This is a genomic window from Jutongia hominis (genome assembly GCF_014384965.1).
In the GTDB taxonomy this organism is placed as follows: domain Bacteria; phylum Bacillota; class Clostridia; order Lachnospirales; family Lachnospiraceae; genus Butyribacter; species Butyribacter hominis.
Genome location: NZ_JACRSW010000015.1, coordinates 64,705 through 90,227 on the forward strand (window position 1 = coordinate 64,705; position 25,523 = coordinate 90,227).

19 protein-coding genes are annotated in these 25,523 nt (G+C 38.8%); all 19 read left to right on the plus strand.

All coding sequences use genetic code 11. The features are described 5' to 3' along the window. The first annotated feature begins 666 nt into the window (after positions 1-666). Positions 667-1,614, plus strand: a complete 948-nt coding sequence (gene argC / locus H8700_RS04710) for an N-acetyl-gamma-glutamyl-phosphate reductase (RefSeq protein ID WP_249303861.1) — start codon at positions 667-669, stop codon at positions 1,612-1,614. A 29-nt stretch (positions 1,615-1,643) separates the two neighbouring features. After that, on the plus strand, positions 1,644-2,876 hold the full coding sequence (locus H8700_RS04715; protein WP_249303863.1) for a fibronectin type III domain-containing protein: 1,233 nt from the start codon (positions 1,644-1,646) through the stop codon (positions 2,874-2,876). A gap of 163 nt (positions 2,877-3,039) precedes the next feature. Next, positions 3,040-3,864 (plus strand): DUF975 family protein, encoded by an 825-nt coding sequence (locus H8700_RS04720; RefSeq protein WP_249303866.1) that lies wholly within the window; start codon positions 3,040-3,042, stop codon positions 3,862-3,864. A 73-nt stretch (positions 3,865-3,937) separates the two neighbouring features. Continuing rightward, positions 3,938-4,633 carry a response regulator transcription factor gene (locus H8700_RS04725; RefSeq protein ID WP_249303868.1) on the plus strand — a complete coding sequence of 232 codons (696 nt, stop codon included), beginning with the start codon at positions 3,938-3,940 and terminating at the stop codon, positions 4,631-4,633. 8 nt (positions 4,634-4,641) lie between these two features. Continuing rightward, on the plus strand, positions 4,642-5,826 hold the full coding sequence (locus H8700_RS04730; protein ID WP_249303870.1) for a sensor histidine kinase: 1,185 nt from the start codon (positions 4,642-4,644) through the stop codon (positions 5,824-5,826). Positions 5,827-5,985: 159 nt separating this feature from the next. Then, positions 5,986-7,167: a DUF6273 domain-containing protein gene (locus tag H8700_RS04735; protein WP_249303872.1), complete on the plus strand. Its 1,182-nt coding sequence runs from the start codon at positions 5,986-5,988 to the stop codon at positions 7,165-7,167. Between the two features lie 127 nt (positions 7,168-7,294). Then, on the plus strand, positions 7,295-8,917 hold the full coding sequence (locus H8700_RS04740) for an InlB B-repeat-containing protein (RefSeq protein WP_249303874.1): 1,623 nt from the start codon (positions 7,295-7,297) through the stop codon (positions 8,915-8,917). 586 nt (positions 8,918-9,503) lie between these two features. Continuing rightward, complete coding sequence (gene glmS, locus H8700_RS04745; protein ID WP_022141015.1) at positions 9,504-11,324, plus strand: glutamine--fructose-6-phosphate transaminase (isomerizing); 1,821 nt, start codon at positions 9,504-9,506, stop codon at positions 11,322-11,324. A gap of 308 nt (positions 11,325-11,632) precedes the next feature. Beyond that, positions 11,633-11,932: a DUF1292 domain-containing protein gene (locus H8700_RS04750; protein WP_022141014.1), complete on the plus strand. Its 300-nt coding sequence runs from the start codon at positions 11,633-11,635 to the stop codon at positions 11,930-11,932. A gap of 526 nt (positions 11,933-12,458) precedes the next feature. Then, entirely contained in the window at positions 12,459-13,919 is a 1,461-nt protein-coding gene (gene trpE / locus H8700_RS04755) for an anthranilate synthase component I (protein ID WP_249303876.1), read from the plus strand. Continuing rightward, on the plus strand, positions 13,920-14,486 hold the full coding sequence (locus H8700_RS04760) for an anthranilate synthase component II (protein ID WP_022141011.1): 567 nt from the start codon (positions 13,920-13,922) through the stop codon (positions 14,484-14,486). It abuts the gene before it with no gap. Between the two features lie 114 nt (positions 14,487-14,600). Then, entirely contained in the window at positions 14,601-15,608 is a 1,008-nt protein-coding gene (trpD, locus tag H8700_RS04765) for an anthranilate phosphoribosyltransferase (protein WP_022141010.1), read from the plus strand. Positions 15,609-15,745: 137 nt separating this feature from the next. After that, positions 15,746-16,546 (plus strand): indole-3-glycerol phosphate synthase TrpC, encoded by an 801-nt coding sequence (gene trpC / locus H8700_RS04770; protein WP_249303878.1) that lies wholly within the window; start codon positions 15,746-15,748, stop codon positions 16,544-16,546. 28 nt (positions 16,547-16,574) lie between these two features. Continuing rightward, positions 16,575-17,759: a tryptophan synthase subunit beta gene (gene trpB, locus H8700_RS04775; RefSeq protein WP_249303880.1), complete on the plus strand. Its 1,185-nt coding sequence runs from the start codon at positions 16,575-16,577 to the stop codon at positions 17,757-17,759. Then, positions 17,752-18,537, plus strand: coding sequence for a tryptophan synthase subunit alpha (trpA, locus tag H8700_RS04780; protein WP_249303882.1), 786 nt, complete (start codon positions 17,752-17,754; stop codon positions 18,535-18,537). Before trpB ends, trpA begins: the two co-directional genes overlap by 8 nt. A 79-nt stretch (positions 18,538-18,616) precedes the next feature. Then, entirely contained in the window at positions 18,617-19,204 is a 588-nt protein-coding gene (locus H8700_RS04785; RefSeq protein WP_022141006.1) for a hypothetical protein, read from the plus strand. Between the two features lie 477 nt (positions 19,205-19,681). Beyond that, entirely contained in the window at positions 19,682-21,553 is a 1,872-nt protein-coding gene (locus H8700_RS04790; protein ID WP_249303884.1) for a sensor domain-containing diguanylate cyclase, read from the plus strand. Between the two features lie 62 nt (positions 21,554-21,615). Next, positions 21,616-23,529, plus strand: coding sequence for an EAL domain-containing protein (locus tag H8700_RS04795; RefSeq protein ID WP_249303886.1), 1,914 nt, complete (start codon positions 21,616-21,618; stop codon positions 23,527-23,529). Then, positions 23,526-25,436: an EAL domain-containing protein gene (locus H8700_RS04800; RefSeq protein ID WP_249303889.1), complete on the plus strand. Its 1,911-nt coding sequence runs from the start codon at positions 23,526-23,528 to the stop codon at positions 25,434-25,436. The genes H8700_RS04795 and H8700_RS04800 overlap by 4 nt, the downstream gene beginning before the upstream one ends. Positions 25,437-25,523 lie beyond the last annotated feature (87 nt).

The window sequence follows — 25,523 nt, forward strand, 5'->3', positions numbered from 1 at the left end:
TGATTTTTTATTCTTTTTTGCTGATTGGGCGCAGGTCATAACTATAGGGGCGACTCAGTCTGAGTAGCATTGCTGTTTGGGACACGCTTTCGCTTCGCAAAGCCACGTAGCGCACACATAGTCTGCTAAAAAACAGCAGCCAAGTGGCGACGGGCTTAGAGATTCCCAAACAGCAATGTACATCAGAACTGGCCTTGCCCCTATATCAGATGAGAGCGCCCATAATCATGGCAAAAAAGAAAAAATCTTAAAAATTCTTATCAGGTGAAACAGTGCTTCAAAAAATATAAGAAACTTAAAACACAGTGTAATCTTTTAAGATATGATGTATTTCCGTATTTTTCCATACTGGTGGTTTCGGAAAAGACTTTTTTGCAAATGTCTGATTATTTTTATTTTATTTATGGTGATGCAGTCTTTATAGTATCAAAAAAATGTATTTGCGTAAAGCAGTTATCCGTTTGTCTGCTATATGGCGGCAAAGCAGACGCACATTTGAAATCTTTACACACTTACAGTTTGTGTTATAATAGAGAGACATCAAAAGCGAACACAGATGTGCAGATATTTATTCGTGATGCAAAGCTGTTCTGTCAGGTTGACGTGATTTCAAAAGACAGATACAAAATAAATGATCTGTTTCACAATAGAAAAGAGGATGAATTTATGAAAACAAAAGTATTTATTGATGGTAGTGCAGGAACAACAGGACTTAGAATTGATGAGCGTTTTGCAAATCGTGATGATGTAGAGATCTTGAAGATCGATCCTGAGAAGAGAAAAGATGTTGAAGAGAGAAAGAAGATGATCAACGCATCGGATATCACTTTTTTGTGTCTGCCGGATGCTGCCTCAAGAGAGTCGGTTTCTCTTGTAGAAAATGATCAGGTATGTATTATAGATACGTCTACAGCCCATCGTACAGAAGCAGGATGGGCATATGGATTTCCAGAATTATCAAAAGAACATCGCGAAAAGATCAAAACAGGAAAAAGGATCGCTGTACCGGGCTGCCATGCGACAGGCTTTATTTCCGTTGTCTATCCGTTAGTTGCAAATGGCATTTTGCCAAAAGATTATCCGGTCAGCAGCTTTTCGCTGTCGGGTTATAGCGGAGCAGGCAAGAATACGATCGCGGCATATCAGAGTTTAGATCGTCCGGAAGCCTTTTCATCAGGAAGAGAATATGCTCTGACACAGCAGCATAAACATCTAAAGGAAATGAAAGCGATCACCGGAATTGACAGACTGCCGCTGTTTTCACCGATCATAGACGACTATTATAGTGGTATGGTAGTATCTGTGCCATTATATACCGATATGCTGAAAGCAGGAAGTACTGTTGAATCTGTTCGTGACTGCCTGGCAAAGCATTATGAAGGAGAGCCGTTTATACAGGTCTGCCCGCTTGACAATGAAGTGTCCGAAAGCGGTTTCCTACCGGGCAATGGTTTATCAGGCTGGGATGGCCTGAAGATTTATGTAACAGGAAATGAGGATCGCATTGTAGTGTCTTCACAATTTGACAATCTCGGAAAAGGTGCATCCGGTGCAGCGATCCAGTGTATGAACATTGTACTCGGATATGATGAAAGCAAGGGATTAAACCTTTAAAAGAAAATAAGTAAGACGGAGGGAATAGAATGGGTAAAAAATGTAGAAAATGGATTATTTGGTGCGCACTTTTGATTCTAGGCATTACAATGCCATTATCGGCGACAACAGCTCAGGCAGCACAGACAGAGCAGGGATCATGGCTGAATGATACATGGTCTTCCCTTTTAGGGTATAATTATAGTACGACAAGCAGCCCTTCACCTACTGCCGGTATGAACACAACGCAGGAAACACCATATGATTCTATCGTAAGTGCAAATATTTCGGGATATACAGCGACCTCTCTGAGTCTGGAATGGATCAGCCTTGGTAATGGAAACGGATACCATATCTATCGGAAAAGCAGCTATGATAAAGAGTATACATTACTTGGAACAGTTGCCAATAAACAGGGCAGCTTATTAACCTATAAAGATACTTCCTTCCAAAGGGGTATTTCTTACAGCTATAAGATTGCGGCATATCGAACCGATGCAGCGACCGGATCACAAAGTGACACGACCTCTGTTACTTTGACAAAGAAAGTTGCATTGCCAAGAGTCAGCTTTATTTCCGTAAAAAGAAACGGTACAAATGCTAAGTTAAAATGGAAAAAAGTCAATGGAATTTCCGGTTATGAGATATATCGTAAGAATAGTGGAAGTTCTTTTAAGAAGGCAAAAACGGTCAGTAATCCATCTGCATTGACATGGACTTCTAAGAAAGTTTCTAAAAAGAAAACAACAAAATATAAGGTTCGTGCTTTTGTTATCTATAACGGTAAAAAAGTATACGGTAATTTCAGTGATGTTTTACAGACATATAGTGCAAGTCAGAATTCATTAGCCAAGAGGATCCGTTCGTTACAAAAGAAATTTCCAAATGGAAAGTATTGGAATCATGCCGGCAAAAGTTCTTATAACAGTTCTACGATCACGAGTCGTCCATGTGATCATAGTATCGGAAATGGTCTGACGACCTGCAATCATTACAATTGTCCAAATGGAATTTTAGGATACCAATGTTATGGCTTTGCATGGAAAATGAGTGATCTTTTATATGGAAGAAGTGCTAAGATCAAGAATTTTACAAGTTATGCAAAATGCAAACCGGGTGATGTAGTCCGTTATAGCGGTCATTCTGTGATCATCACCGAAAAGCATGGCGGTTATGTTGTGGTCGGAGAATGTAATTATGGAAATACCTGTTTGATCAAATGGGGACGCAAAGTGAGCAGTGCCGAACTTGCAGGGGCTGTTTACAGCAGAAGATATCGCTAGTAAGGGAAAAAGCATGCAATAAGAAAGATATTGTCAGCAGGCAAGAAAGCATGCAGCACGCTTAATACTATAAATATAAGATAATGTTAAGGTTTGTACTACATCTAAATAAGACTGCTATGCTATGATAATAATTACAGAACAAACGGAAATGAGGATTATTATGGAGAAAGCATGGACGAGAAGAGAATTAAAAGAGAAAAGCAAAACCATACTTGGAATGCAATATTGGCGTATGGTTTTGGTTGCTTTTATTGTATCTGTTCTGTGTAGTGGAAGCTTTGTGACAGATAGTGTACCTTCTATGCTAAGTGACCAGTCAACAGAATTGATACAGACTCATGTGATGCAGCAGGATTCTGCATCACAGAAAACAGAGGTAGTAAAAAAAGGAAAACAAAAGCTAAAGGATTTTAAGAACAGCAAAGAATTTCAAAAAACATTTCCTGCTATTGTGATTTCTTTTATAGCCGTTATAGTGATGGGAATGATCGTAGTTGGATTTACAATTTTGATCATTGTTTTTGTATGCAATCCTTTTTCGGTCGGAGCAGCACGCTTTATGAGCATGGGATTTGAGAAAAAGCCAAAGTTTAAAGAATTGTTCTTTGCATTTGAACACGAATACCGCAATGTCGTTGATACGATGTTCTTTCGGAGTCTGTATACATTTTTGTGGTCACTTCTTTTTATCATACCGGGAATCGTTAAGAAGTATGAGTATCGTATGGTGCCTTATATTCTTGCACAGACACCGGATATGAACAAAAAACAGGCATTGGCACTTAGCAGTCAGATGATGCACGGTCAGAAATGGAATGCATTTGTGCTGGATCTTTCTTTTCTTGGATGGCGTATTTTGAGTGGTATTACACTTGGGCTGGTTGGTACATTTTATGCTTCTCCTTATATTCATCTGACAAATGCATCGTTGTACCGTACATTACAGGGATTGGACGAGCAATACGGTAACATTTATATTGGCTGAAAATAATAAGATAATGATGTTATAGCATATAATGAGTGGTAATATAGAGAACGCGATAAGGGGGTAAATGGTAATGGGATATCGCATTATTGTTGCGGATGATGAAGCAGAGATCAGGGAATTGTTTCGTTTGTATCTGGAAAAAGAAGGATATGAAGTGTTAGAGGCAGCAGATGGGGAAGAAGCATTGGATCTGCTGGCTAAGGAAAAAGATATTGCTATGCTGATTTTGGATATCATGATGCCCAAGAAAGACGGATTTCATGTTTTAAAAGAGATTCGTGAACAAAGAAATCTTCCGGTTATCATTTTATCAGCAAAGACAACAGATAATGATAAAATTTTAGGGCTTGATCTTGGTGCGGATGATTATATCGGCAAACCGTTTAATCCGTTAGAAGCGGTGGCAAGGATCAACTCGAACATCCGCCGTTTTTATTCACTTGGTGCAAATGATTCCAAAGCTGCTAAGAAAATATTAAAAGTAAAAGATCTGACGTTGGATTTAGATAGCTGTATTTTACGCAGGGGTGAAGAAGTGATTGAATTGTCATCGACAGAATATCGTCTGATGGAGCTTTTTATGAGCAATCCGGGTAAGATTTATACCAAGCAGCAGATTTACGAATATGGCTGGCAGGAAGAATATTTTATTGCAGATAACAATATTATGGTATGTATCAGTAAATTACGAGCAAAGCTGTCAGAGGATGGGAACCGTTATATCCGTACCGTGCGTGGTCTTGGATATCGTTTTGAAGAGGAATGAGGAAAGAGATGAACGGAAAAAAACAGATAGACACTTATATTATACGAAATTTTTTACTGGTGGTTCTGGGAATTGCGATATGTGAGATTTTCGTTAATATCATATATTCATATATGGTATTTCCTTTTTTACGGAATGAAGTCGGTGGACCGGTTTTTGAGCAATTTGGTCAAGGTGGATATGGATCCAGTGTGGTCTATTCCGCCTTTTTTTGGCTGGTAATGGGAATAGTGATGTCTCTGTTGCCATCCTGGTTTTCCAATACTTTCTATCATTATCTTGGAAGTGGTTTTGAAGTTTATCTTCCGGCACAATATAATCTTGATCTGCATAGTATGTCTGATGGTATGCTTTTGTACTATGTAGGCTGTCTTGTAATCTTGATCCTGCTTGTGGTAGTTGCTGTCCTTCCTTATATTATAGGCGGGTATGTCTTTACAAGATTGATCCATGATGAATTGCATTATTTTAAAAATATAGAAAAAGAAAAACATATGGAATATGAAAGAAAAAGAAGTTTGATGCTTTCTGATATTGCACACGATCTGAAAACACCGATAACGACAATTTCCGGGTATGCACAGGCACTTCGCGATGATGTTGTTGAGGATGAACAGAAGAAAAAACAATATTTGGATGCAATCTGTCAGAAGTCAAAAAGAATGGACGATCTGATCGGGCTTTTTTTCGAATATGTTAAGATAGATTCCGAAGGATTTTCTTTACACAAAGAAAAAATAGATCTTGCAGAGCTTTTTCGTGAAAATATAGCGTTATTTTATTCTGATTTTGAGAGAAAAGGGATTGGAGTAGAACTCGATATCCCGGAAGAATCCGTTATCTGGGAGTTAGACCGCATTCAGTTTTCAAGAGCGTTGTCTAATCTGATCGTTAACGAACTGCGTCATGTTGAAAAAGGAAAATCCATATTGATGAAAATGCAATGTGATGAGGAGCAGGAGGAAGTCCGGATCGTACTTGGAGATACCGGAGAGCAGATTGAAGACAGTGTGGCACAGCACATTTTTGAACCGTTTGTGATGGGAGACAGTTCAAGAAATTCCAAAGGCGGCAGTGGTCTTGGCCTTAGTATTGCTTCTAAGATCGTAAAAATGCATGGTGCCGTTTTATATCTGGATCGAAACAGTACAAAAGACTATACGAAAGCATTTGTGATCGTATTAAGGAAATGACCTGAAAGACCGGGTAGCTTGTCATGGATCAAAAAAGAGAAAAAACGATTAGATTTGACAGAATGCCAAAAGATAGGTATAGTAAAACTTTAGTATTGGTTTTGAAGCAGAAAACAGTCAGAAAAGACAGTTTTTGCAATAGTACATGGAGGAAGACAGATGTCGGAAGAAAAGCTTATCACCGATCCGGAAAGACAGGAAAAAGTATATCGTGATGCCTGTGGTCTTTTGGATTCGTTCACATATATCATACGTTTTGAACGGAAAGTGACTGTATTAAAAAATGCGGCAAGAAAATTTCGAAAATTAGGTGATTATAAAGATAGCCGGGAAAAGGCAGCGTTCAGTCAGAAACTGGCTGAACAGGAAGAGAAAAAGGGAAGTAAGGCTTCTTTTGAAAAGGCATTAGAGAAAGAAAAGAGTGCAAAAGTCAAAAGTGATTATGTCGATACGATAGAAGAATTTAAGAGAACTTCTAAGAATGAGGAATATAAAGAAGAAGGAAAAAAGCACATTACGCATTGTAAAGAGCAGATCATAAAAATTGAAAATAAGGCAGCGGCAAAACGTCGTTTGATCGTGCTTGGTATTCTGGCGGTCTTAGCTGTGATCTTTTGGAGAACGCCGGGATGTCCGTATGTAAAAGGTATGGTTCACCAACAGATGGGACAATATCGTAAAGCATTGGTAAATTATGAGCAGGCGGGACATCTTCCGGGCGTAACGGGTCACAAAAATGCGTGCTATTATGCATTGGCACAGGATGCTTTAAAGCAGGGAAAAGAAAAAAAAGCCTTGAAACTGTTAAAAAAGACCGTTGATAGCGATAAAGCAGAAGCGCAGGAATGGAAGCTGGAGTGTAAGCTGATCAAAGAAACACAGGTTGGAAAACGTGTGATCTTTGGTGACGGAAGATGGACAATAGCTGCAAAAGAAGGTAACAAAGTACTGCTTGTCTATACAAAAGTCAGTAAAAAAAGCATTTATGCAAGAACACAGGATGTTACATGGCGTGACTCAGAAGTATTTAAATGGCTGAATACAAAATTTGCACCTGTGAAATTTTCAGAAGAAGAATTAAATGTGATCTGTGAACAATATACCGGAAAGAAAGCAAGCGGTACATTGACGCAGGAAAAGGTATTTGTATTAAGTGAACAGGAGTATTTGCAATATCGTAAAGCAGTAATTCCATCGGATGAAAATTACTGGCTGCGTGACGAACCTTTGACAAAAATGCAGGCTTCTTATGTTTCGGCGGATGGTGACGTAAAAAAGACATATGTGAATGATACAGTATGTCATATACGTCCTGCGGTATGGGTTTCTTTAAAAGAATAAGGATTTTTATGCAAAGGCAACGTATTGGCGTTGCCTTTCTTGAGGAACAGGAAATGAATCATAAAGCAGTGTGATATACATGGTAACGCATCGGCGTCGCACTTTTTTGAAAACAGGAGGTTATGGAATGATGAATCGAAAAAAATGGATCACATGGGTGATAATATGGAGCTGCGTGATTAGTATGCTGCTTGGAAATGCCAATGTCAGTGCACAAGAGACGCATCCTTCTTTTCCGTTTACTGTGTCCGATGCACAGTCTATGGTATACAGTCAGTTATATTCTGTTGCAATGACAGCAACGTCAGGTGCTCTCTATACATTTGATACATCTGCGACAGAGGCGGATTATCAATTAAAATTCTTTGTAAATGCCGGAACTTCTTTTCATGCACAGATTTATGATGCATCCGGTGTATGCAGACTTGACCGGATTTTTACAAATGCGCAATATGCCCGTTTTTCCCTGACACAGAGTACCACGTATTATCTGTATATCAATGGGGAGATTGGAACAGCAGGTGAAGTATTGCTATCAAAGGTAGCGGATGATTTTGGAGATACGATGCAATCAGCCTTTGCAATGTCTTTTAATCAGGAATATGCAGTAAGTACAGAAATTGCAAATGACGAGGATTATTTATGTTTTACACCGAATGGCGATGACGCATCGTATGTTTTATGCATAGAACCGATCATCGGAACAACAGCGCAATATGAAGTCTGGGCGGCCGGACAGCGAATTGATCCATATTGCGGAACGATCGGAACAGGAAAAATTGCTTTTGAACTTTCTATGCGTGCAGGACAAAGTTACTATTTAAAGATTACTTCGACGCAACAGGGACATCAGGTGATTGTATCTGTATTAAAAAATATTCGTAATTATGAAGTCCGCTATCATTTAAATGGTGGCAATAATGTTTCCGGAAACCGGACGGTATTTGCTGCGACTGATAGCTGGAAATTGCAAAATCCGACACGACAAGGCTACACTTTCGGGGGCTGGTATCTGACACCGAAGATGACAGGACGTGTCTATAATATGAGCGGTGCCGGCAGAAAAAGTGTAGACTTATATGCCAAATGGAATGCGGTCCGTATTACAAAAGGTTCAACTGTGAAGGTACAAAAAAAGAAAAAGAGTATGAAAATTTCTTTTGGAAAAATAGCCGGGGCATCCCGCTACCGGTTGCAAGTCAGTACTAATGCAAAATATCAGAAAGCAAAAACATATACCTTAAAAACAACATCGAAATCAATATCCCGTAATACAAAATCTAATTATTATATTCGCGTCTGTGGCTACAATATTGATTCAACAGGCACAAAAATTTACGGAGGTTATTCTACTACAAAGAAAGTAACTGCTGATAAAACGAAGAAAAAGAGCACAAAGAAAGCAAGCAAGAAGAAGTCAAGGTCTAAAAAGAAGAAAACAAGCAAGAAGAAGTCAAGTTCTAAAAAGAAGAAAGCAAGCAAGAAGAAGTCAAGCTCTAAAAAGAAGAAAGCAAGCAAGAAGAAGTCAAGCTCTAAAAAGAAGAAAGCAAGCAAGAAGAAGTCGAGTTCTAAAAAGAAGAAAGCAAGTAAAAAAACAAGTGCGAAAAGGTCAATTGCAAAGAAGACAAGCAAGAAAACCGCAAGTAAAAAGAAATCGACAGCAAAAAAGACAAGCAGTGCAAACAAGAAAAAAGCAAATACAAAAAAGTCCGTTTCAAAGAAGACAAATAGTATAAGCAAGAAAAAATAAGCACAAAGAAATCAACAGCATAAAAGACTATCACGAAAAAAAAACCTTTTCGCAGCAATGCATGGGCATACAGTAAACGTTTGCTTATACATTGCTGTTTTTTTCGTTGGGAGGAATGAAAATTCCTTGATCGACAGGTTTTCTTTTCCTTGATCGACAGGCTTCTTTTCTTGACAATTCTATAGGAATCAAGTACATTAATCATGGTACATTGACAATAAAATATGGTGTTCTGTCATAATAGGATAAAAATAGCGCCAGGTACCTTTTACATTGGTCGATAGGAGTAAAAGGTTGACGAGGAAAAGGGTGATCGAAAATTCGGCGGATGCCCTTTCGTAGTTCCCGCTGCGGATATATTGGCAAATATGCAGGTAACTGCAAAACAAATTCAATATAACGGGAAAACGGTTGGCAGTACGTGCAGATAAAGAGCGAAATCACGTTTTACCAACAGATCACAAAGAAACAAAAGTGATCGTGAAAACAAGAAAAATAAAAAGCATATGCTATAGAAAGAGTAGTGACAGTAAAAGAAAGATATTTTATTTCTCAAAAAGACTGTCACAAAAGAGAGGAAATAATTATGTGTGGAATTGTTGGATATAATGGAAAAAATTCTGTTACGGATCTGCTTTTAGATTCGTTGGAATTATTAGAATATCGTGGATACGACAGTGCCGGACTTGCTACAATGAATGCTAATACCGGTAAAGTAAAGCTGCGTAAATGCGCAGGACGTGTAAAAGATCTGCGTAAGATCTGTGCGAAAGATAAGAAGATCTCAACTTGCGGAATCGGTCATACACGCTGGGCAACACATGGTGGAGTGAGTGATCTGAATGCACATCCGCATCGCGTCGGTGATGTGCTTTTAGTACACAATGGTATCGTAGAGAATTATGAAGAATTAAAAGATCATTTCATGCTTCACAAAGATCTGAAATCACAGACAGATACAGAAGTAGTTGCGGCTGTATTGAATCGTTTCTATCAGGGGGATCCGCATGAAGCGATCCGTAAGACGGTAAAATATTTAAAAGGAACTTTTGCACTTGTGATCATGTTTACCGATCAGCCGGATGTCATCTATGCGATCCGTAATGTAAGCCCGATCGTGGCAGCTTACAATGACAATGGAACAATGCTTGCATCAGATGTTGTTGCTTTGGGTGCGACAGCAGACAAATATATGGTTGTTCCTGAATATGTTATTATGGAACTTCACAAAGATGAAATTAAATTATTTGACCTGAATGATAAGCCGGTAGAAGCAGATATGATCGACATTGACTGGGATACAACCAGAGGTGGCAAAGGAAAATATCCATTTTATATGGAAAAAGAGATCATGGAGCAGCCGGATGCATTAAGGGCGACGATGCAAAGCCGTGTGGTAAATGGCAAGATCGATCTGTCAGCCGATGGTGTGCCGGATGAAATCTTAAAAGACTGTGAAAGAGTATGTGTAGTTGCCTGCGGAACTGCAATGCATGCAGGTCTTGTGGCAAAAGCATTGGTACAGTCAAAGCTTGGTATGCATATGAATGTAGAATATGCATCGGAATTTATGTACTCAGATCCTGTTATTGACGAAAAGACTTTAGTGCTTGCAATATCACAGTCAGGTGAAACGATCGATACATTAGAAGCATTAAAATATGCGAGAAAGAAAGGTGCTAAGAGCGTTGCGGTTATCAATGTTAAAGGCTCTTCGATCGCACGCGAAAGCGATTATGTTATGTATACGGTTGCAGGACCGGAGATTGCAGTAGCCAGTACAAAAGCATATACAACGCAGTTAATGGCATTGTTCCTTTTAGTCGGACGTATGGCAAAAGTACGTGGGATCTTTGATGATGCTACAGAGAAAGCATATTTAGACAGCTTAACAAAAGCACCGGATAAGATGCAGGAAGTTCTTGACCAAAAGCATGACATTCATAAGATCGCAAGAGAAATGTTAGACGCGAAAGATGCATTTATGATCGGAAGAGGCTTAGACTATTCGATCTTATTAGAGGGTGCGTTGAAGTTAAAAGAAATTTCTTATATTCATACCGAAGCGTATGCATCAGGAGAATTAAAGCATGGAACCATTGCTCTGATCACTGAGAATACGCCGGTTGTTGCAACTGTGACACAGTCAAAGTTAAAAGAAAAGGAACTTTCTAATATCCGCGAAGTGCAGTCAAGAGGCGCAAGCGTGGTTGTCTTTGTGAAAGAAGACTTTGATCTGGCAGATGCAGAATACGCAGATGTTTTTGAACTTCCGGCTATGGAAGATGAGTTTATGGTATTTCCGGCATCAGCAGCCTTACAACTTTTGGCATATTATGTATCTATGGATAAAGGATTGGATGTTGATAAGCCAAGAAACTTAGCGAAAGTAGTAACAGTAGAATAAAGTGTAGAGATCAAAACAGTACAGAACACCATTTATGTATGTACCGTGGCACTCTCTTTTTAGAGAGTGCTATCTTTGTAATAAAGGCAATGTGCAAAAAAGAAAAATAACAGAAATTGTGTAATGACAATAGCAAAAAAGAAAAATAGCAGAAATGCACAATAACAAGAGCAAAATAGAAAAATAGCAGAAATGCACAATAACAACAAGAAAAAGAAAAAGCGTAATAACAATAGCAAAATAGAAAAATAGCAGAAATGCACAACAATAACAGTAAGAAATAAAGAATGAAAAGCAGGAGGACAAGCATGGCAGAGAAGAAATATGAATTTGAAGAAACAATGGTCACATTAGTAGATGAAGATGGAAAAGAAAAACCGTTTTATGTGGATGAGATGTATATGGTAAAGGATCAGATGTATGCAGCATTGATTCCCGGTGATGTGGAGAATGTGACAGAATATTATGTTTTCCGTGTCAAAGATCTTGGCAATGACGATTTTGAATTAGAAGATATTGACGATGAAGAAGAATATGATGCGGCAGCGGATGCTTATGAAGAGTGTCTGGATACACGACTTTGGAATCGTACACTGGAAAATGAATAACAGATGAATAATTATACAAAAAAGTTGTTGACAAATCCGAGTGGAAGAGTATACTTAATAATAACAAATTAAATATTGTTATTGAAACCGTTGAAGTGGAGATAAAAGTAAAAGATGCGCTTAAAGAGAGTGGGGGATGGTGAGAACCCTGTAGAGATGCAGTTTACTAAATGGACCACTGAGGGCATGGTCAAAAAGTCACAGACTTGAGTATTCCATGACGTAGGGCATACGTTAGTTGCCGGAAATATGATAGTATTTCGCTAAGAGTGTGGAAGTATACCACGAAGCAAGGTGGCACCGCGGATAATAGATAAGATTAACCGTCCTTGACTGATATTAGTTTATTAATGTCAGTCAGGGACTTTTTTGTTTGATCAAAAAGGAATTTGTTTATAGCCATACATCTTGCAATGTGTTGACGTTACATTTTTATAACATGAAAAGGAAAAAGTGGAAGCAATACTCTGGCGGCAAAGCAGCAAAGCGGCAGATTGTTTTTACGATCAGAAGCCGGGAATGGAGGATGAATATGACATTCGAAGAGACAAAAAAGGCAGCACAAGGGTATCAGGTCGTACCTGTATATAAAAAGATCATGTCAGACATCAAAACACCGATGGAAGTGTTAAGGATCTTAAAAGGTGTCAGTAGTCATTGCTATATGTTAGAAAGTGTAGAGAACCAGGAGACATGGGGCAGATATACATTCTTAGGATATGATCCTAAGCTGGAGATCACTTGTACGAACGGACAAATGACCATACGAAATGGCAAATGCGAAACGCTTCCGGTAGCACATCCCGGAGAAAAGATCAAAGAAATCTTAAAAGCGTATGACAGTCCAAAGATAGAAGGACTTCCTACTTTTACAGGTGGTCTGGTCGGTTATTTTTCGTATGATTACGTCAAGTACAGTGAGCCAAAGTTAAATCTGGATGCAGATGACGAAGAAGGTTTCAAAGATGTGGATCTGATGCTTTTTGATAAAGTCATTGCGTTTGACAACATGCACCAGATGATCTATATCATTGCAAATGCAAGAGTAGAAAATCTCGAAGAAGAATACGAAAGATGCTTAAATGAGATCGATCAGATCATTGCATTGATCCGTACCGGGAAAGAAATATCAATCGTACCCGGAAAGATCACATCGGAGTTTCGTCCGCTGTTTTCTAAAGAAGAGTATTGCAAGATGGTAGAAAAAGCAAAGCATTATATTTATGAAGGTGATATTTTTCAGGTTGTTTTGTCAAACAGACTTGAAGCCGATTATGAAGGCAGCCTTCTGAATGCATATCGCAGACTAAGAACGATCAATCCATCACCATATATGTTTTATTTCAGCAGCGATGATATCGAAGTTGCAGGAGCTTCACCGGAGACATTGGTTAAGTTAGATAAAGGTACCCTGCATACCTTCCCGCTTGCAGGAACAAGACCAAGAGGCAAGACAGCCGCAGAAGATCAGAAACTGGAAGAAGAACTTCTTGCCGATGAAAAAGAACGTTCCGAACACAATATGCTGGTGGACCTCGGAAGAAATGATATCGGAAAGGTTAGCCGGTTTGGAAGCGTGGAAGTGGAGCATTATATGGATATTTTAAAATATTCCCATGTAATGCATATCGGATCTACCGTCAAAGGAATGATCCGGGAAGATAAATGCAGTCTGGATGCCGTGGATGCGGTACTTCCGGCAGGAACATTATCCGGTGCACCAAAGATCCGTGCAATGGAGATCATCAACGAGTTAGAGAATAATAAGCGTGGTATTTATGGCGGAGCGATCGGATATATTGACTTTACCGGAAACCTTGATACCTGCATTGCGATCCGTACCGCATTTAAGAAAAACGGAAAAGTCTTTGTTCGTTCCGGTGCCGGAATCGTAGCAGACAGCGTTCCCGAAAAGGAATATCAGGAATGTATCAACAAAGCAAAAGCAGTTATGAATGCTGTTAAAGAAGGTCAGGAGGAGATGTAAATGATAATTCTAATTGATAATTATGATAGTTTTTCTTATAACCTGTACCAGTTGATCGGCAGTATCAACCCGGATATCAAAGTCATCCGAAATGATGAATATACCGTAGAAGAGATTGAGAAAATGCAGCCATCCCATATTATCATTTCTCCGGGACCGGGAAAACCAAAAGATGCCGGAATGTGTGAAGAAGCCATTGCTTATTTCAAAGGAAAAGTTCCGATCCTCGGAGTATGCTTAGGACATCAGGCAATCTGCGAAGTCTTTGGTGCAACGGTTTCTTATGCAAAGGAATTGATGCATGGCAAGATGTCTGTTGTGACAGTAGATAATCAATGCAAACTTTTTGAACATACCAAACATTGCACGCAGGTGGCAAGATATCATTCGCTGATCGCATTAAAAGATACGATTCCGGGTTGTTTACAGGTAACAGCTGTTACCGAGGACGGCGAGATCATGGCAGTCAGACATAAAGAATATGAAATATACGGTGTACAGTTTCATCCGGAATCCATCCTGACACCGGAAGGCAAAAAGATGGTAGAAAGTTTTCTGGAACAATAGTAAAAAAAGAAAATAAACATAAACGATTGGAAAAATCCATCATTAGAAAATACTGTCAGATAATGTATCAAAAACAAGCCGGAGAGCGGCTTATCAGAAAGAGAGGACGACAATATGATCAAAGAAGCAATTAAAGAATTAGTAAATGGAAAAGATCTCGATAGTGTTACAATGGAAAGTGTTATGGAAGAAATCATGACAGGAGAAGCAACAGACGCACAGAAGGCTTCCTTTTTGACTGCCTTAGCTGTCAAAGGCGAAACGATCGACGAGATTACGGCAGCCGCAAAAGTTATGAGAGCACACTGTACCGAATTTCATAATGATAAAGATGTGTTAGAGATTGTCGGAACCGGTGGAGATGGTTCGAATACATTTAATATTTCAACACTTGCTTCGATCGTAACATCGGCAGCAGGATATCCGGTGGCAAAGCATGGTAACCGCGCAGCATCCAGTAAATGTGGCACAGCAGATTGTCTGGAAGCCTTGGGAGTAAAGATTGATGCAGATGTTGCTAAGAGTGAAAAACTGTTAAATGAGATCAATATCTGCTTTCTGTTTGCACAGAAGTACCATACGGCAATGCGTTTTGTCGGTGCAGTCCGTAAGGAGATGGGAATCCGTACCATGTTTAATGTATTAGGTCCGATTTCCAATCCGGCAGGAGCAACACAGATGCTTCTTGGTGTGTATGAAGAAAAGCTGGTAGAACCGCTTGCTCATGTACTTAGCAATCTTGGTGTAAAACGTGCTATGGTCGTATATGGAACAGACGGAATGGATGAGATCTCATTGAGCGCACCAACGAAAGTATGTGAAGTAAAAGACGGCAATTTCCGGTCTTATGAGATCACACCGGAGCAGTTTGGCTTAAAAACATGCGAAAAGAGCGAGTTGATCGGTGGTGATCCAAAAGAAAATGCACAGATCGCATTAGATATCTTAGGTGGCAAAGAGGATGCTAAGTTTGATGCCGTCTTATTAAATGCCGGAGCAGCTATCTATATTGCTGATGGAACGATCACGATCGAAGAAGGTATTAAAAAAGCAAAAGAAGTTCTCTTAAATGGCGAAGCCAAAGCACAGCTTGAGCGTTTCATTGCCGGCACACAGGCATAAAAAACTGTTATGGCAGGCGATATTTAGGCTTTCGCTGTGATGTTTTTGCTGTGTGAAACGTTAAGCACAGGACGAAAAGAGAAGAAAGGAGAACAATCCATTCTTTTGTAAAAAGGTTGATTGGATAAAAGAAAAGTATGAATATTTTAGAAGAAATCGCACAAAAGACAAAAGAACGAATCGAAGCAAAGAAAAAAGAACTCCCTTTGGAAGTGTTAAAAGAAAAAGCACAGAAAATGGATGCAAATACAGGTTTTCCATTTGAAAAAGCATTAAAAAAAGAGGGTGTTTCCTTTATCTGTGAAGTAAAAAAAGCTTCACCGTCAAAAGGTATCATTGCAAAAGATTTTCCATATGTAGAGATTGCAAAGGCTTATGAAAAAGAAGGTGCGAGTGCGATATCCGTATTGACAGAACCATATTATTTTCAGGGAGCAGACCGTTTTTTAGAAGAGATTCATCAGGAAGTGTCCATTCCATTGCTTCGTAAGGATTTTACAGTAGATGCGTATATGATCTATGAAGCAAAGGTGATCGGAGCATCAGCCGTTCTTTTGATCTGTGCACTCTTAGATGATCAAAAGTTAAGCGAATATCTTGCTTTGGCTGAAAGCCTCGGACTCAGTGCTTTGGTAGAAGCACACGATGAAGAAGAAGTTAAAAGAGCAATGCAGGCAAAAGCGAGAGTGATCGGTGTTAATAACCGTGATCTGAAAACATTTACGGTAGATATTCATAATAGTATGCGTTTGCGTGAACTTGTTCCTGAGGATATTCTTTTTGTATCAGAAAGCGGTATCAGAACCAATGAAGATATACAGGCACTTGCAGCAAAGCAGGTTGATGCTGTGTTAGTCGGAGAGACAATGATGCGTGCATCAAAAGATGCAAATGCTTTACAGAGTATGATACAGGCAGGTAAAATAAAAGTAAGATAGGTTGCATAAGCAAAGGAAAGAGGTAAATATGAGTAAAGGAAGATTTGGAAAACACGGTGGACAATATATCCCCGAAACATTGATGAATGAGATACATAAATTAGAAGACGCTTACGAGCATTATAAAAATGATCCTGAATTCATACAGGAATTAGATACATTAAACCGTGAATATGCCGGAAGACCATCTCTTTTGTATTATGCAGAAAAGATGACAAAAGCACTTGGCGGTGCAAAGATCTATTTTAAAAGAGAAGATTTAAACCATACCGGTTCACATAAGATCAACAATGTACTTGGTCAGGCGCTTCTTGCTAAGAAAATGGGCAAGACCAGACTGATCGCAGAGACCGGAGCCGGACAGCATGGTGTTGCAACCGCAACCGCAGCCGCACTCTTTGGTATGGAATGTGAGATCTTCATGGGAAAAGAAGACACAATCCGTCAGGCATTAAATGTATATCGTATGGAACTGCTTGGAGCGAAAGTGCATGCAGTGGAAAGCGGTACAAAGACATTAAAAGATGCGGTCAATGCCTGTATGCAGGAATGGACGGCAAGAGTCGATGATACTTTATATGTACTTGGTTCTGTTATGGGACCGCATCCGTTCCCGACGATCGTAAGAGATTTTCAAAGTGTGATCAGTAAGGAATCCAGAGCACAGATCTTAGAAAAAGAAGGCAGACTGCCTGACGTTGTCATGGCTTGTGTCGGTGGTGGAAGCAATGCCATGGGATCCTTCTATGAATATATCAATGATAAAGATGTCAAGCTGATCGGATGTGAAGCAGCAGGACATGGTGTGGATACCGATAAGACAGCCGCAACGATGGCAGTCGGTTCAGAAGGCGTCTTTCATGGTATGAAATCATATTTCTGTCAGAACGAATATGGTCAGATCGCCCCGGTTTATTCGATCTCGGCCGGACTTGATTATCCGGGTGTCGGACCGGAGCATGCTTATCTGAAAGATATCGGAAGAGCAGAATATGTACCGGTTACCGATGAGGAAGCAGTAGAAGCATTTGAATATATTGCAAAAGAAGAAGGAATCATTGCCGCGATCGAAAGTTCTCATGCCGTTGCCCATCTGTTAAAGATCGCACCAAAGATGAGAAAAGACCAGATCATCATTTGTACCTTATCAGGACGTGGGGACAAAGACGTAGCTGCAATAGCAAGATATAGGGGGATTGATTTACATGAGTAGAATAAAAAATGCATTTGATCATAAGAAAGCGTTTATCGGATTTTTGACAGCAGGAGATCCGACTTTGGATAAAACAGAAGAATTTGTAATGGAAATGGTAGATGCAGGGGCAGGCCTGATCGAGCTCGGTATTCCGTTTACCGATCCGATCGCAGACGGTCCTGTGATCCAGGAAGCGAATATCAGAGCATTAGAAGCCGGCTGTACAACCGATAAAATTTTTGATATGGTAGCTTCTCTTCGCAAGAAGACCGATGTTCCAATCGTATTTTTAGGATATTTGAATACAATGTTTGTGTATGGCTATGAAAAGTTTTGCAAACGCTGTCAGGAATGTGGCGTAGACGGTCTGATCGTGCCGGATCTTCCTTACGAAGAAAAAGGCGAGTTAGTACCGATCGCAAAAGCACATGGTGTAGACGTGATCACAATGATCGCACCGACATCGAAGCAGCGTATTGAAATGCTTGCAAAAGAAGCAACCGGATTTATCTATGTCGTATCTTCTATGGGTGTTACCGGAGCAAGAAGCGAGATCAAGACCGATCTGGCTGAAATCGTGGAAGTTATCCGTGGTGTGACCGATACGCCTGTTGCGATCGGATTTGGCATCAATACAAAAGAGCAGGTAGCAAAGTATAGTGCGGTCGCGGACGGTGCGATCGTAGGAAGTGCGATTGTAAAGATCATTGCACAGTATGGCGAAAATGCAGGCAAAAAGCTGCATGAATATGTAGAAGAAATGGTATCGGGATTGCAAAAAATAATGAATATGTAAGAAAAAATTAACGTGATTGTAAAAATTATGTGGTAGAGTTTTTTTAAATAAAAAGTCAGAATTTGGGGGAATAAAGATTATGAAAAATTTAAAAAAGTTTTTAGCTGTTTTACTTGCGGCAGCGATGGTGACAGGATTTAGCGGCAGCGTATGCAGAGCAAAAACTAAGCCAGATATATATGGTGATCTGGTAAAGCAGTTAAAGAAGAATGAACAGTTTGCTGACGGAATATATACAGCAAAAATTCATGATGCTTCGGGCAATGATATTTTGCTGGTGACAGATGCAGTATGTAAAGTAGAGGGAAAAAATGCAGTATGGGCGGATGTATATCAGAATGTAAATGGAAAGGCAGAGCTTATAACAACGATTGTTTCGACAGGTTCAGGGTATCCGATTTGCAAAAAAGGTAATTATATTCTGAGTGGATTTCATCATAAAAGCATGCGCTATAAGATAGCAAGTAACAGAACAATTATGGAACAGATAAATGGTTTATATCTGGATAAAAAATATTGTACATATACAAAAAATATAATAAAATCCGGGAAAATGACCCAGTTAAAGAGAAAAAAGATAAAGGCAAAAGTAGCAGAAAAAATGGATTATTATATTGATAAAAATGGAAATATGAGAGGAAAACCGATAAAATTTTCAAGAAAATAGGGAATGAAAATTCAAAGTAAGGTGGGTTTTCAAGCGGTGTGTCAAAGCATTGTAAAACATATGCTTTTCGGTTATACTCCCATCTTTGACAGTTGTAAGATGACAAAACGGCTACAAACCCAGTAGATATGGGTGCTGTGGCCGTTTTTCTTTTCGGAAGGAACGATAAATATATACATTTTTATTATTTTTACTGCTGTCAAACTCCCGCATTCACAAATTCTGCACAGGAAAACAAGCTTTCCTGTGTTGCGAATTTGTGATTTTATACACAAAATGACTGCAAAATGTTAAAAATTTGGCAAAAATGAATAATATATGCTATACTGAAAAGGTGAGATATTGATACGTGAAAATATAATTGCAGTTTTGGGGAATTCTGCAAGACATAGGATTTATTTTGGAAATCCTACGTCAAAATGAAATAACAGTACTAAGGAGAAAAACTGTAATAAAAAGGAAAAGGATGGAGCATATATGAAAAAAATTTTAAAATGCACTTTCAGAGATTTGATCATTTTGATCTGTATTCTGATTTTTTCAGCGTTTGTTCTAATGGCAGCAGTTGGGGATGCATTGGATGGTTCCGCTAAAATAACACAAAACGATCTGACAAATAATGCAGAAATGTATTCGCAGCAGTTAGATAGCTTGATCACGGATAAGATGGATTATGCCAGACAGCTTGCGATCAATTTTGCAAAAGTTGGATTAAATAATACTGCCGATAAAAATACGATCAACCAGATCATGACAACACAAAAAGATGTGTATGACAGTATAAGTGTTTTAAATATGAATGGGGGCACGATCTATGGTGATGCACTTATTATTGATCTTACAAAAGAGGAGATTTATGACAAGGTAGTTTATCAGCAGGAGACACAGCTATATGATCAGCTGATCTATCTGCCGTTAGGGGATCCGGCAATTTTGATCTGCACACCGATCTGCAAGAATAAAGAAACGATCGGTGTATTGCTTTGCTGTATAAAGATCAGCAAGATCAACGCAATCATGGATCAATGGGGATATTCTAAAAATGGATGCTGTACGGCGATTTCTGAAAATGGGCGTTATATGACCGGAGGAAAGCAATTTAGCCATTTTCTGAAAGGGGAAGCAAATAATTTTTATACTTATATGCACAATGCGTCTATATTAAGTTCCAGTGGTAACAATGCATCGGTAGAAGAGGCAATCGTTAAAAATCAGACGGTATCACTAAAATATCGTTATAACGGACAGAAATATTTTGGAGTGATCTGTGCAAGCACACAGGGAGATTTTTATTATGTCTTTATGTCGGCAACAACCTCAGTCAATGCAGATCATTTTAAGCTGAGCCAGGGAACTGTTCTATTGTTGTGTGTTACAGGAGTAATATGGATCGTGTGGATGAGCTATATGGTGATCTGTGCCGGAAAACAGCGTCGTGAACATGAAGTGTTAGAATTGTTTGCATTGGTGAATAAATGTGAGAAAGCATTATTATTTGATTTCCAGCAGGCACCGAAAAGATTGCGTTTTATCGGCGATTCCATGGCAATGTTCGGTATGGAGTTAAAGCCTTTTTATGGGGAAGCCGTTTATGACATTTACAACTATGTGCATAAGGATGATAAATCAATACGAGGCAGACTGCATCGGTTTATTGATGGTACGGAAACTGACTTTAATGCAGAGATCCGTATCCGGGATGTCAATGACCAGTATGCATGGTATCGTATCACAGGTACTTTAGTGCAGGATAACCGGTATGGCTTGAATCAGCGTTTTGTTGGTAAGATCGAATGTGCAGATCAGCAGATCACAGAAGAGAGAAACTTAATGCAGAGAGCGGAAAACGATCTTTTAACAGGTGTTTTGAATAAAAAGACAATGGAAGAAAAGGTAACAGAATGCCTGAAAGACATTAAAGGCGGTTATCATTATATTTTCTTTATGGTTGATCTTGATAACTTTAAAAATGTAAATGATAATCTCGGTCATATCTCAGGAGATCAGGCGATCAAAGATACTGCGGATTGTCTGGTAAAGATCTTCCCGAAAGACGCTTTTGTCGGAAGACTGGGTGGTGATGAGTTCGCAGTCTGTGCTGCCTATGATGCCTTTGATAAAGAAAGTCTGATCAGTTTTATAGAAAAGAAAGCAAATAAGATATGTGAAGCAAACCGCAGAGTCTACCAGAATAATGACAAAGAGGTTCATATATCAAGTAGTGTCGGCATTGCTGTTGCACCGGATTTCACAGATAACTTTGAGATGTTGTATGGTATGGCCGACAGAGCATTGTATTGTTCTAAGAATGGTGGCAAAAACCGTTATACAATATATCGCAAATTATAAAAAATGGATGTAGAATGTTTTAACGCATACGCGAAAAGTAAAGAATAGAAATGGGGTTCAATATGAATTTACCGTATGAAGTAACGGCAGCAGGAATGCTCATTATAACTTTGATCTTTTATAATTATAAGAACTGGCTGGATCTTCGTAAAAATAGAATTTTTCGGGATATCTTACTGGCAGGAAGTATCTTTCTGGCAGTAGACAGTTTTGTTGAATATCTGGCAGGTCTTTCCTTGCAATCCGGCAATATATTTTATTGCATATCAGATGTAGTGAAAAATTTTTTCGGAGCACTGATCTTTTATCTTTTTTTGCTGTACGATCTTGCAGTTGTACGCAGAATGCGTGTACAGTATTTGTGGCGTTTGAAATTGTTATCTGCCATGATTATCGTGGTATCTATAGCAAGGGCAGTGCTTTCGGTAATGGTTTGTCTGGTCGATGAGTCAGCGGTGTATATTCATGCATATAAAACAATATATTATATCCAGCATGGATTGTTTTTACTCTGTATGTTGACAGGATTATGGTATTTGCTGACTTGCACCAGGATATTACGAAAGACAGAGCGGCGTGTTTTTTTCTGGTGCCATATAGGGATTATAGCAGCAGATATACTGGTAGCAACAGGATATTGTAACAGTGGTGTGCTATCCTATACACTGGCATTCATATCCATTGTATATTATATGTTGTTACATAATATTGACCAATATCGTTTTCGTTCCAGTGGGTGTTTTGGGCGTGACGGGTTTAATCTGGTTGTGAAAGAAAAGGCACATTATAAAGAAAACTTTGCCTGTCTTGGAATTTGTATCAGCAATACGGAAAGTATTACGAATTTCTGTACGCAGGAAGAAATCAAAAAGCTGCACCATGATTTTGGAAAGCTTCTGAATCAGGTATGTAATCGCCGTGGGGTTTATCATAAGCATTCATTTGAATATGTCATCATGACAAAAAATATTGCAGCTGCTGAAAAATATCATAAAATATTGCGACAGGTTATTCCGTCTTATGTTCGTATGAATGATAAAAATATATCATTAGTATGTGGCTTCTATGTGCTTGATTTTGCAGACGCTTCTTTTATCAGCAGGGACTTTAACCGTATTCAGCACAGCTTAAGAAAGCTTGCACAGGAACAGCAAAACAGGGATGTTTTGGTTCGTTATCAGGGAGAAAGACAAAAAGAGATCCAGCAGGATCTGGAGGCATTATCCGTGATCAACAACAAAATTGCAAACCATAAATACAGGATCAATATACTGCCGATCCAGTCGACAGATGCGGAAGGAAGGATTTCCTATGAATTACTTCCGGATGAACAGTTACCGGATGGTACACCAATTTCACAGGAAAAGATCTGGGAGATCATGCAGGAAGTTGGCTATAGCCGGGATGTTAATTTCCGTTTTTTTGACAGTTGCTGCCAATACATCAAAGACAAGAAACTTTTAGATAAAAATATGGATCGCATCCATATTAATCTTGCTCCGTTTAAGCTTTCAGGAATAGATGCGGCAAAGCAGTTTGTAAAGATCATTGAAAAATATGAAATTCCGTTTGACAAGCTTTGTCTGGAAATTACGATCGATCAGACGGTGCGGTACGAATCGTTGCGTGAGGGGATGATGTACTTGAAAAAGTTTGGTGTTTCTCTTTTGTTTGATCAGTTTGGCGTGAGTGTCTGTAATTTAAAACAGGCATTAAATCTGCCGTTTGATGCTGTTAAGATCAACCATTATATTGTATGTACCTATTGTGACGGACGCAGCAAACAACTCAAATATATGATCAATATGCTGCTTGCAAACGGATGGCGTATTTATCTTGATGGTGTTAATAGCGAGACGCAGCTTAGCATCTTATGCGATTTGGATATTTCTTATATCCAGGGAAATTTAGTATCAGCTGTATTGCAAAATGATAAATCCGATATTTTATTTGCGCAGTTAGGAGGTAGAGAATGATCAATGAAGTACATTTTGAAATTGCATCCGCTGCATTTCTGGCATTATTATTTTTTACTGACTTATTCAAAAGACAGCTTCCTATTAAAAAAGTGATCACTTTTCAGGTATTGCTTTGTGTGATGATGTTATGTAGTTTTTCAACAGCGGATTATATTCTTACGATGCGGTACAGTACATCTGTTCTGCTGAATACAACTATTTATACCGGTACAATGATCATTGGACTTTTTTGTGTCATGGCAACACATTGGCATGTGATGTCTCTGACATACCGGCTTGACCGAAAGACATTGCGTGTAAAGATTGATCTTTGTCTTTTTGGGATTATGATTCTGATCATTGCTTTGTCACCATGGACACATTGGTATTATACAATCTCATTGCAAGGGGAATATCATAAGACGATCATTGCCTATCTGATGATAGCTGTGTTATGTATTTATCTGATTACAGATTTGATCTATTTATGGTATGGGGCAAGAGAGTATTCATTGCGGAGAAAATTAATGTGCAGTTGTATGCTGGTATGTTTCCTGACGGTTGCATTCCGAGATGTATCTAACAGCCAGAGTTATATTTTTTGTAATGTATTTGTCGTGCTTTTTCTATACGTCTATTATCTTTCTTTGCAGAGTCCGGATTTTTATGTGGATAATGTAACCGGAAGTTTTAACCGGAATGGCTTTGAAGAAAGTTTATATGAACGTATCGCATATCATGTGCCGACAGCGTGTTTTATGGTGCGTGTCAGAAATTTTGGTGCAATGGCAAGTGTATATGGTGATGAAGTTTTACTGAAAGTGCAAAAGCTGATCCTGGAATTGATCGAAAAAAAATGTCATGCAGATGTTATTTTTCATGTCGGATCATCTTCTTTTGCAATATTACTTGATACGAAAGAACAGGTAGAAGAGTTATATGATTATCTGAAAGAAAATCTGCTGAAAGTCTGGATCATCGATGATGAGATTATTAACCATGAGTACAGTTTTTATCAGGTACTTTATCCGGAAGATGAGATTGGATTTGATGAGATCATGCAAAGAATTCATTATGCACGATCAGACCATGAAGGACATCATAAGCCGGGTGAGCTGATCCATCTTGGCAAGACGGCGATCCAGGATATTACAAGAGCTAAAGAAGTGGCGCATCTTGTGGAAGAAGCAATTATGGATAACAGCATTGAGATTAATTTACAGCCAATATATTCGTTTAGCAGGAATATGATCACATCGGTTGAAGTGCTGGCACGTTTAAAAGACCATGAGAAGAATTATATCAATCCGGAATATTTTATTCATATTGCGGAGGAAAACCATTCCATTATTGCCCTGGGAGAACAGATCTTCCGTAAGGCATGTATCTTTGCAAGCCAGTATCATATTTTTGATTATGGTATTGAAGAAATGAATATCAACTTGTCGCCGGTACAATGCCGTTATGATAATCTGATCGAACGGTTTGTTGAGATTGCCAAGGAATATGATATTCCAATGGATCATATTCATCTGGAGATCACCGAAAGCGAATTTACGGACAAAGAAGCCGTAGACAGAACATTGCATCGTTTTAGTGAAAAAGGAGTTAAAGTTGCATTAGATGATTTTGGAACCGGCTTTTCAACAATAGCAAATATTTTGGAACTTCCGGTCGACTATGTAAAGATTGATAAAAGTCTGGTATGGTCATATGCAACCGGAAAGAACCAGTTTCTTAATGATATGATGCCGATGATCAAAGCAGAAGGTAAGAAGATCATTGCCGAAGGAATTGAGTCTGAAGAGCAAATGGATATTATCCGGAAACTTAACGGTGATTATCTGCAGGGATATTATTTCTCAAAACCACTAAAAGAGAGCGAATTTGTGCGTTATATAAAAAAATATAATGGATTTCGTTAATCTTAGGTAGAAAAGAAAAAAGACTTGTATTATACTAGAATAAAGAGAAATGAAGAGATGCACCCCGTGAACAAATTTTCACAGGGT

Bases quoted from the DNA above. Each gene is read 5' to 3' on its own strand.
- argC (WP_249303861.1), top strand. From the start codon at position 667: ATGAAAACAAAAGTATTTATTGATGGTAGTGCAGGAACAACAGGACTT.
- H8700_RS04715 (WP_249303863.1), top strand. From the start codon at position 1,644: ATGGGTAAAAAATGTAGAAAATGGATTATTTGGTGCGCACTTTTGATT.
- H8700_RS04720 (WP_249303866.1), top strand. From the start codon at position 3,040: ATGGAGAAAGCATGGACGAGAAGAGAATTAAAAGAGAAAAGCAAAACC.
- H8700_RS04725 (WP_249303868.1), top strand. From the start codon at position 3,938: ATGGGATATCGCATTATTGTTGCGGATGATGAAGCAGAGATCAGGGAA.
- H8700_RS04730 (WP_249303870.1), top strand. From the start codon at position 4,642: ATGAACGGAAAAAAACAGATAGACACTTATATTATACGAAATTTTTTA.
- H8700_RS04735 (WP_249303872.1), top strand. From the start codon at position 5,986: ATGTCGGAAGAAAAGCTTATCACCGATCCGGAAAGACAGGAAAAAGTA.
- H8700_RS04740 (WP_249303874.1), top strand. From the start codon at position 7,295: ATGATGAATCGAAAAAAATGGATCACATGGGTGATAATATGGAGCTGC.
- glmS (WP_022141015.1), top strand. From the start codon at position 9,504: ATGTGTGGAATTGTTGGATATAATGGAAAAAATTCTGTTACGGATCTG.
- H8700_RS04750 (WP_022141014.1), top strand. From the start codon at position 11,633: ATGGCAGAGAAGAAATATGAATTTGAAGAAACAATGGTCACATTAGTA.
- trpE (WP_249303876.1), top strand. From the start codon at position 12,459: ATGAATATGACATTCGAAGAGACAAAAAAGGCAGCACAAGGGTATCAG.
- H8700_RS04760 (WP_022141011.1), top strand. From the start codon at position 13,920: ATGATAATTCTAATTGATAATTATGATAGTTTTTCTTATAACCTGTAC.
- trpD (WP_022141010.1), top strand. From the start codon at position 14,601: ATGATCAAAGAAGCAATTAAAGAATTAGTAAATGGAAAAGATCTCGAT.
- trpC (WP_249303878.1), top strand. From the start codon at position 15,746: ATGAATATTTTAGAAGAAATCGCACAAAAGACAAAAGAACGAATCGAA.
- trpB (WP_249303880.1), top strand. From the start codon at position 16,575: ATGAGTAAAGGAAGATTTGGAAAACACGGTGGACAATATATCCCCGAA.
- trpA (WP_249303882.1), top strand. From the start codon at position 17,752: ATGAGTAGAATAAAAAATGCATTTGATCATAAGAAAGCGTTTATCGGA.
- H8700_RS04785 (WP_022141006.1), top strand. From the start codon at position 18,617: ATGAAAAATTTAAAAAAGTTTTTAGCTGTTTTACTTGCGGCAGCGATG.
- H8700_RS04790 (WP_249303884.1), top strand. From the start codon at position 19,682: ATGAAAAAAATTTTAAAATGCACTTTCAGAGATTTGATCATTTTGATC.
- H8700_RS04795 (WP_249303886.1), top strand. From the start codon at position 21,616: ATGAATTTACCGTATGAAGTAACGGCAGCAGGAATGCTCATTATAACT.
- H8700_RS04800 (WP_249303889.1), top strand. From the start codon at position 23,526: ATGATCAATGAAGTACATTTTGAAATTGCATCCGCTGCATTTCTGGCA.